The sequence below is a fragment of the Dietzia sp. SLG310A2-38A2 genome (assembly GCF_014145095.1).
Lineage (GTDB): Bacteria > Actinomycetota > Actinomycetes > Mycobacteriales > Mycobacteriaceae > Dietzia.
The window spans coordinates 1-8011 of the sequence record NZ_JAALDX010000467.1 but is presented as its reverse complement, the minus strand read 5'-3'; the positions used below and the strand labels follow the sequence as shown (position 1 = coordinate 8011).

General features: G+C 69.3%; 10 protein-coding genes, 2 pseudogenes and 1 riboswitch. Of the genes and pseudogenes, 11 read left to right on the top strand and 1 reads right to left on the bottom strand.

Annotated features, from left to right (window positions below):
* The first annotated feature begins 137 nt into the window (after positions 1–137).
* A riboswitch (cobalamin riboswitch) is annotated at positions 138–350 on the top strand.
* Positions 351–385: 35 nt separating this feature from the next.
* The 6 genes from G6027_RS15265 to G6027_RS15240 all read left to right on the top strand — a co-directional run bounded on the left by G6027_RS15265 (position 386) and on the right by G6027_RS15240 (position 4038).
* On the top strand, positions 386–1126 hold the full coding sequence (locus G6027_RS15265; RefSeq protein ID WP_182637911.1) for an energy-coupling factor ABC transporter permease: 741 nt from the start codon (positions 386–388) through the stop codon (positions 1124–1126).
* Positions 1123–1500, top strand: a complete 378-nt coding sequence (locus G6027_RS15260; RefSeq protein WP_182637910.1) for an energy-coupling factor ABC transporter substrate-binding protein — start codon at positions 1123–1125, stop codon at positions 1498–1500. Before G6027_RS15265 ends, G6027_RS15260 begins: the two co-directional genes overlap by 4 nt.
* Positions 1501–2229, top strand: coding sequence for a cobalt ECF transporter T component CbiQ (gene cbiQ, locus G6027_RS15255; RefSeq protein ID WP_182637909.1), 729 nt, complete (start codon positions 1501–1503; stop codon positions 2227–2229).
* Positions 2226–3026, top strand: coding sequence for an ATP-binding cassette domain-containing protein (locus tag G6027_RS15250; RefSeq protein WP_182637908.1), 801 nt, complete (start codon positions 2226–2228; stop codon positions 3024–3026). Before cbiQ ends, G6027_RS15250 begins: the two co-directional genes overlap by 4 nt.
* 342 nt (positions 3027–3368) lie before the next feature.
* Positions 3369–3572, top strand: a complete 204-nt coding sequence (locus tag G6027_RS15245) for a hypothetical protein (RefSeq protein WP_241727172.1) — start codon at positions 3369–3371, stop codon at positions 3570–3572.
* Positions 3556–4038 (top strand): BLUF domain-containing protein, encoded by a 483-nt coding sequence (locus G6027_RS15240; RefSeq protein ID WP_179524150.1) that lies wholly within the window; start codon positions 3556–3558, stop codon positions 4036–4038. Before G6027_RS15245 ends, G6027_RS15240 begins: the two co-directional genes overlap by 17 nt.
* Positions 4039–4051: 13 nt before the next feature.
* Here G6027_RS15240 and G6027_RS15235 read toward each other — a convergent pair whose 3' ends face one another.
* Positions 4052–4249, bottom strand: a complete 198-nt coding sequence (locus tag G6027_RS15235) for a hypothetical protein (RefSeq protein WP_182637914.1) — start codon at positions 4247–4249, stop codon at positions 4052–4054.
* A gap of 46 nt (positions 4250–4295) precedes the next feature.
* Here G6027_RS15235 and G6027_RS15230 point away from each other — a divergent pair, with 46 nt between their 5' ends.
* From G6027_RS15230 to G6027_RS15210, 5 genes and pseudogenes are all read left to right on the top strand, one after another.
* Entirely contained in the window at positions 4296–4805 is a 510-nt protein-coding gene (locus G6027_RS15230) for a CGNR zinc finger domain-containing protein (RefSeq protein ID WP_187702939.1), read from the top strand.
* Positions 4748–5581, top strand: a pseudogene (locus tag G6027_RS15225) (DUF5996 family protein). Before G6027_RS15230 ends, G6027_RS15225 begins: the two are co-directional and overlap by 58 nt.
* 192 nt (positions 5582–5773) lie before the next feature.
* Entirely contained in the window at positions 5774–6463 is a 690-nt protein-coding gene (locus G6027_RS15220) for a TetR family transcriptional regulator (protein ID WP_182637905.1), read from the top strand.
* 5 nt (positions 6464–6468) lie between these two features.
* Positions 6469–7407, top strand: a complete 939-nt coding sequence (locus G6027_RS15215) for an ABC transporter ATP-binding protein (RefSeq protein WP_182637913.1) — start codon at positions 6469–6471, stop codon at positions 7405–7407.
* Positions 7404–8011: pseudogene (locus G6027_RS15210) on the top strand (ABC transporter permease); the annotation flags it as partial. The gene G6027_RS15215 and the pseudogene G6027_RS15210, both read left to right, overlap by 4 nt.

The following is an 8011-nucleotide window of genomic DNA, read 5'->3' as shown; positions in this document are numbered from 1 at the left end:
TGCGGCCCCTTCTGAAGTCGGTCGGTGGCATGTGCCTGGTCTCGGACGCCCAATCGGCGCGGTACTGAGTCGGCCCCCCGAGTCGGCACCGAGTCCGCACCGGGTCGGTGCGGCGGGGCCGGCAGCCGGGAGGGGGCTAGGATCTGCTCAGCTGCGGTGTTCGGGAACCCGGTGTGAGACCGGGGCGGCCCTCGCCACTGTGAACGGATGATGTCGTCAGTCCTCTGTGCCACTGCTCGCACGCGTTGTGTGGGTGGGAAGGCGGACCGGCGGCGATCCGGCCCATCCCTTCTGAGATGGGCCGGGGGAACCCGTGAGCCAGGAGACCGGCCGTGGCTGCCACCACGAGTGCCCGCGAGGTGACGGGCAGAAAGGTCTCAGGTAAATGCATATCGCAGAGGGTTTCCTCCCCTCGGTGCACGCTGTGGCATGGACGGCCGTCGCGGCGCCGTTCGTCATCCACGGCGCGCGCGAGGTCATCAGGACGGTCCGTCGGACACCGGAGGCGGGCGTCCTGCTCGGCGTGGCCGGGGCGTTCACGTTCGTCATGTCGGCCGTCAAGCTCCCGTCGGTGACGGGCTCCAGCTCGCACCCCACCGGGACCGGGCTGGGGACGATCATCTTCCGGCCCCCCGTCATGGCCTTCGTCGCCACCGTGGTGCTGATCTTCCAGGCGTTGCTGCTCGCGCACGGGGGCATCACCACGCTCGGCGCGAACGTGTTCTCCATGGGGGTCGCCGGGCCGTGGGTCGCCTACGGCGCGTTCGTCCTGTGTCGACGGGTCGCGGTGCCGCTGCTCGGCGCGGTCTTCGTCGCCGCGTTCCTCGCCGACCTGGTGACGTATCTCGTCACCAGCGCCCAGCTCGCTTTGGCGTTCCCGAGCGCCGAGCACGGCCTGTGGTACTCGATGGCCGAGTTCCTCGCCGTGTTCGCTATCACCCAGATCCCGCTGGCGGTCGTCGAGGCTCTGATCGTCGTGGTGATCGTCAGCGTGCTCCTGCGAATCGCCTCCCGTGAGCTCGACCTGGTGGGCTTCTTCCGGAGGGCGCGACTCGCCGGGGCGGGAACCTTCGCGGATCTCGAAGACCGTACCGATCGGGTCGAGGCCACGGAGTCGGTGCGATGAGCGGGAAGAAGCACGCCAGCGTGTGGGTACTGGTGGGACTGGTCACCGTGGCGTTCGCGATCGCGGTGTTCTCCCTGGTCTACGGCGCCGGGGCGGGCGGAGAGTTCGAGGGTGCGGACGGGCAGGCGGAGGGGACCGTCGGCGAGGTCGCTCCCGACTACGAGCCGTGGTTCGAACCGCTCCTGCCCGAGCTGCCGGGGGAGGTCGAATCAGGGGTGTTCGCCCTGCAGGCCGGGATCGGCGGCGGGATCGTGGGTTACGGCCTCGGCGTCCTGCGGACGCGGAGCAGGCAGCGCCGGGAGAGCACGACGGGTGCGGCGCACCCACCGGCGGCGGCCACGGGTCCGACCGGGCACTGTCCGACCGAGAACTAGGTGAACCCACTCGAACTCGCGGCCTCCCACAACCGCTGGTCGGACCTCCCGGTAGCCGAGAAGCTCCTGCTCTTCGGCGGTCTACTGGTGGCGGCACTGCTCGTGCCGCCACCGGTGGGCCACGTGGCGATCCTGGCCGTCTGTTGTGTGTGCGCGCTGGCGCTGGCCCGCGTCCCCGCCAGGATCTACCTCGCGGCGTTGCTCGCCCCCGTCGCGTTCCTGGCCCTGGGAATTGGTCCCCTCGTGCTCGACGTGGTGGACTGGCGCCTCGTGGTGGATCCGGCCGGGGTCGACACCGCCTGGCGGACGGTGAGCAGGGCGATCGCCGCGACGGCCGCCACCATCACCTTGGCGTGCACCACGCCCGTCGCCGACCTCCTGGCCGCCGGCCGGCGGGCCGGACTGCCCGCCCCGCTGGCTCACGTCGTGGACACCACCTACCGGCTCATCGGCCTGCTCATCGACTCCGCTCGCACGCTGCGGCATTCCCACGACCTCAGACTCGGACACCGCACCGCCCGGGCCGCGATCAGCTCGGTCGGGACCCAGTTCGCCTCGGTCTTCGTCCTGTCCGTCAGGCGGGCACGGGCGATCGACGACGCCATGTCCATGCGCGCCGAGCGCGGCCAGACCGCAGTGCTCGCCGAGGCGGACCCGGTCTCGGCCACCCGCGTGCTCGTCATCTGTCTGGTTCTCGTGTCCGTCTCGATACTGGGGGTCATGACGTGACCGTCCTCGCGCTGCGCGGTGCCCGGTTCTCCTACCGGCGTCTCGATGCCCTCGGCGGTCACACCCACACCGTGCTCGACGGCGCCGACCTGACGATCCCCGCCGGGGCGAAGATGGCGCTTCTCGGTGGCAACGGCAGCGGCAAGACCACCCTGATGCGGTTGCTCGTGGGCCTGAACCGCCTCGAGGCCGGGGAGTTGGAACTGGACGGGGAGCGGGTCCGGGACCGCCGCGCCGACCGCACCCGCCTGCGGCAGTCGGTGCAGATGGTGCTCCAGGAACCCGACGACCAGATCTTCGCCACGACCGTGCGGGCCGACGTCTCCTTCGGCCCGGTGAACCTCGGATTGGATCGCGCCGAGGTGGCCCGTCGGGTCGACGAGGCCCTGGCGGCGCTGGCGATCACCGATCTCGCCGACCGCGTCCCCCACCACTTGTCCTTCGGGCAGCGCAAGAGGGTGGCCCTGGCGGGTGCGCTGGCGATGCGGCCTCGCGTCCTGCTTCTCGACGAACCGACGGCCGGGCTCGACCCGCTCTCCTGTGAGGACCTGCTTGCGGCGCTGGAGTCGCTTCGCGCCGCCGGGGCCGCGATCCTCATGGCCACGCACGATGTCGACCTCGCCTGGGCCTGGGCGGACGACGCGGTGGTGCTCTCCGGCGGAGCGCTCACCCGCGGCCCGGTCCACCGGGTGCTGCAGGACGAGGGCCTCCTCACCGCGGCCCGGCTCACCACCCCGTGGGGCGCCGCGGTGTCACGCCGACTGGGCCGGACGGTATCGCGGCCGGGAGAGGTCTGACCACGCTCGTCATCGGGATCGCACTCCCCGCGTTCCGGACGCGACCGATGCCATCGGTGGCGCAGTCCTCCGACGCGCATCATGATGGCCCTGTATGCCGCTATGACGGATAGCTTCAGCAGGATGTGAGTTCTTAGGCAAGAAGAGCACTGTGGGATCGGGTGAAACGTCGATGCGTGCCCATCCCTGTTTCGGCCGCGCGCGGCGGCAGCGTCTCCCGGTGACGTGGCTCGGGCCACGTTCTGTCGACGTGTACGGCAGATGGCGAGACACCTTGTAGAGGGAAAAGGGGTGGGAGTGACTTCGGCAATCGAAGGGTACGAAGAAATACGATGGTCCCAGGTGGAAGACAGCTTCTTCGTCGGTAGTTTCCGCGGGAACTTCGTGGGGTACATCGATCAGAATTCTGACGGCAGTTTCACCTGCTACGACAGGATGTCGAGACCGCAGGGCGAGTCCGGATCGCTGGACGAGGCGATCTCCAGCCTGAATGATCTGTACTTTTCCGATGCGAGCGAGGGAGGGTTGAATGTCGCTGGACGCTGAGTTCCCCACGTCGCCCGGGAGCGGACAACTGAAGTATTTGGTGTACACGAGCGTGCCGGTGCGGAAGATGCTGCCGGGCGATCTGGAGTCAATTCTGTTCACCTCCCGCGAGCGCAATCGTGCCGCCGGGATCACCGGTGTCCTCCTCTTCAGGAACAACTGCTTCATTCAGTTCCTCGAAGGCCCTCCGGCCGCGATCGACGAGTTGATGACGCGCATCGCTGCCGATGACAGGCACAGTCGTGTCCGGGTCCTGCTGACGGAACCTGCAGCCGAACGCAGCTTCGCCGACTGGAAGATGGGCTTCGGCATCCCCAAGGAGACCCGGTCGACCGGAGTCGACGGCGTGCGGGACAGTTTCAACGATCTCACCGGCGGCTCGAACTACGACGTCGTACGTCGGGCCGCCGAGGACTTCTCGATCTGGTTCAAGGTCAAGGAGCGCTCGATCTCGACCTCGCCCTGAGCGTCGCCTCTCCCTACACCCGGGCGACGGGCACGCCGGCGCACAGGACGCGATGCGCGCCGCAGTGGCAGGACTCGTAGGTCACAGTGCCCTCGCTGGTGCGGTGGGAGGAGCGGGTCAGCCATTCGTGCTGGTGCGCGTCCGGATCCGCAAGCTGCGGAACGGGGGTGTCGTGGTGGAGGTCGGTGGGCGAACAGGCTGCTGTGGTCATGCGCTGACTGTGGTGCAATGGGTCAGTGCAGTTCAACCATGGCAATATGGTCGGCCCGACTCTCGCGGCGGAGCTTGCCTCACTCGCCGCCCGGGAGTGGGACACCGATATGGCCGTCGGCGTGCTCCGCGCCCACGGCGTCCGCAGGCCCGATCTCGACGACGCGAGGTCGACCCGCCTACAGGAGTGGGCATTGTGGTTGAGGGCACCCTTCTCGGCTCCGGACGTGGACTCCACGTGCGACGCCATCAACGAGCTGTTGGACTCGGCCGCGTCGAGGCCGTCCCTGCATACGCACGACGGGCACAAACCCCACCTGCACTTCGCGGACGGCGCCGACGACGTGGTGGAGCGTGTCAGGGCCATCACCGCAGGTGGTCTGGCGATCTTCGCGGTCGAATCGGAGGGCGGCCGTCTGGGGGCCTGTCTCCGGTCGGGGTGTCCCGAGGTGTTCGTCGACACCAGCCGGAACGGTAAGCGGCGCTACTGCAGTGCCCGGTGCGGCAACCACGACGCCGTCCAACGGCACCGGGCCCCCGGCCGTCGACGCGGGTGACGCAGGGTTTCGGGTGACGCAGGGTTTCGGATGACGCAGAGGGGTGCCGCAGGGCCCCGAGGTGGGGCGTCCCGCTGTACGTGGACGCGCGGGGGCTCACCACGTCCCTGATGGTCACCGGACACCGCGGCCTGGAGATCCGCCTCGACTTCGTCAGCCACGAACTGCTGTTCCTCGTCACCGACGGCAGCTCCCGTCGGATGGCGCTCGAACCGCGGACCGTCGCCGATTTCTACGCCGAGTACACCGGACACCTGGGTAATCTCGGGTTCGACGTGACCATCGTCGGGACCCCGGTCGAGCTGCCGGAGGTGATCCCGTCCGCAGAGGACACCACGCACGCGTCGTACGACGCTGACGCCGTGGCCCGATTCTGGAGGTCGCTGGTCAGCGCGCACGGTGTCTTGTCGACGTTCCGCGGTGGGTTCCGTGGGAAGTCCTCGCCCGTCCACTTTTTCTGGGGTGCGTTCGATCTGGCCGTCACCCGGTTCTCCGGACGCTCCGCCCCTGAGCATCCCGGTGGCGTCCCGAACTGCCCGGACCGGGTCATGCACGAGGCCTACAGCGACGAGGTGTCGAGCGCGGGGTATTGGCCGGGTGGTGCGGAGGAGGGCATCTACTACGCGTACGCCTATCCCCACCCCGAGGGGTACGACACCCATCCGGCGGTCGAGGCCCCCGCGTACTGGGACGTCGAGCTGGGTGAGTACGTACTGCCGTACCACCTCGTGCGACAGGCGCCGGATCCTGACGTCCTGGTCCTGAAGTTTCTCTAGCAGACCCATCGCGCGGCGGAGGAGACGGCGGGCTGGGACCGGGTCCGGCCTCCCCGGTAGTTCGTCGGAGAGAGAGCGTCCGTCGGCTCGGGGAGGTGCACCCGCGCCGTGTCCGGCTCGTCGATCGTTGACCGGTCGCGTCGGCTGCCCTACGCTGACTGAACATTCAGTCAGCCACGAGAGGCGGCCGCCATGCCCCACGACGACCCGGCCCGCGATGGGGCTGATCGACGCAGCGCCGATCGAAGCGGAGTCGACCGCATCCTGGACGCGGCGATCTCCAAATTCGGCGCGCACGGCGTCACGGGGACGAGCCTCAAGGCCATCGCTGCCGAGGCGGGGGTGTCGCAGGCGCTGATCCTCCACCACTTCGGGAGCAAGGACCGACTGCACCGGGCCTGCGACGAGCACGTGGTGCGGCTGGTGCGGCAGGGCAAGGAGTCCTCGATGGGTCAGGGCGCACAGTTGGACCCGCTCCAGTCGCTGCGGCAGATCGAGGACAGTCGCCCGCTGCTGCGCTACCTGGCCCGCACCCTCTCGGAGGGAGGCGATCACATCGCGCATCTCATCGACGAGATGGTCGCCGACGCCGAGGCCTACACCGGGGACGCCGTCGAGGCCGGTCTCATCAAGCCCAGCGCCCATTCGCGCGAACGAGTCGTCGTACTGACGCTCTGGTCGCTGGGATCGTTGGTCCTGCACGAACACATGAACCGACTGCTCGGCGTGGATTTCCTCGACACCGAGGCTCCGCCGGAGAACCTCGCCCCCTACATGCTCCCGGTCGTGGAGCTGTTCACCCAGGGCCTGTTCGAACCCGGCACCCTCGACCGGTTCGCGGACGCGTTCGACACCCCTGACGACCCCCGGAAGGAGCGGTGACCACCATGGACGACGTCGTGATCTCGGCGAGAGGGCTGGTCAAGACCTTCGGCGCCACGCGCGCCCTCGACGGTCTTGACCTCGAGGTGGCACGGGGGGAGGTGCACGGCTTCCTCGGCCCCAACGGCGCCGGTAAGTCCACCACCATGCGCGTGCTGCTCGGCCTCCTCCGTGCGGACGACGGCACCGTCAGACTGCTCGACGGCGACCCCTGGACCGACGCCGTCGAGCTCCACCGCAGGCTCGCGTACGTGCCCGGTGACGTGGAGCTGTGGCCCACCCTCACCGGCGGCGAGGCGATCGACCTGCTCGCCCGGCTGCGTGGCCCGCTCGACAGGCGGCGTCGCGACGCACTGTGCGAACGCTTCGACCTGGACCCCACAAAGAAGGCCCGCACCTACTCCAAGGGCAACCGGCAGAAGGTGGCGCTGATCTCCGCCCTGACCTCCGAGGTGGACCTGCTCCTGCTCGACGAGCCCACCGCGGGCCTGGACCCCCTCATGGAGGTCGTGTTCCAGGAGGCGATCGGTGAGGTCAAGGCCGCCGGCCGCACGGTCCTGCTCTCCAGTCACATCCTCGCGCAGGTCGAGGCGCTGGCGGACCGCATCTCCATCGTGCGGCAGGGCCGCACCGTCGAGACCGGGAGCCTGGAGGAGCTGCGCCACATGACCCGCACCACGATGGTCGCCCGTACGGACCGACCTGCGGACGATCTGCGGCGGGTCGAGGGTGTCCACGATGTGGAGATCGACGACGACGAGGTCCGCTTCCAGGTCGACGGGGACAGTGTCGACGAGGTCGTCCGTGCTCTCGCACCACTGGGCGTCCGCTCGCTGGTCGCCCATCCGCCGACTCTCGAGCAGTTGCTTATGCGCCACTACGGCGACGCTGCTGAGGCCGGCGATCTGGGTACCGCGTCCGAAGAGCAGGCGGCTGGGCGATGATCGCCACGCCCACCGTCGCCCGTGAGCGCCCGCACACCGCGGGTGCCGGTTCCCCGCTGGCCGGCACCGGCACCCTCGTCCGGTTCTTCCTGCGCCGGGACCGGATCAAGCTCCCGGCCTGGGTCGGCGGCCTGGGGCTGTTCGTGGTCTACATCGGCGCGGCCCTCCCGCAGCTGGCGCCGACGGAGGACGACCTGGCCGCGGTGGTGCCCCTGTTCACCCAACCGGTGGGCCGGATGTTCACCGGCCCGGCCTTCGGCATGGACGCCCCTACTTTCGAGCGGTTCTTCGCCGCCGGCTACGCCCCGTACCTGTTCCTGCTCGCCGCGCTCATGAACATCATGCTGGTCACCAGGCACACCCGCGTCGAGGAGCAGACCGGCCGCGCCGAGCTGATCCGCGCCAGCGTCACCGGCCGGCACTCCGCCCTGACCGCCACCCTGATCGTCGCCGCGATCACCAACGCCCTCGCGTGCGCGGTGGTCGCAGGGCTGGCGATCGCAGGCGGGTTCGCCCCCCTCGGGTCGGTGCTCATCGGGCTGGGCACCGCGCTCACGGGGATGGCGTTCGCCGGGATCTCCGCGGTGACCGTGCAGCTCAGCGC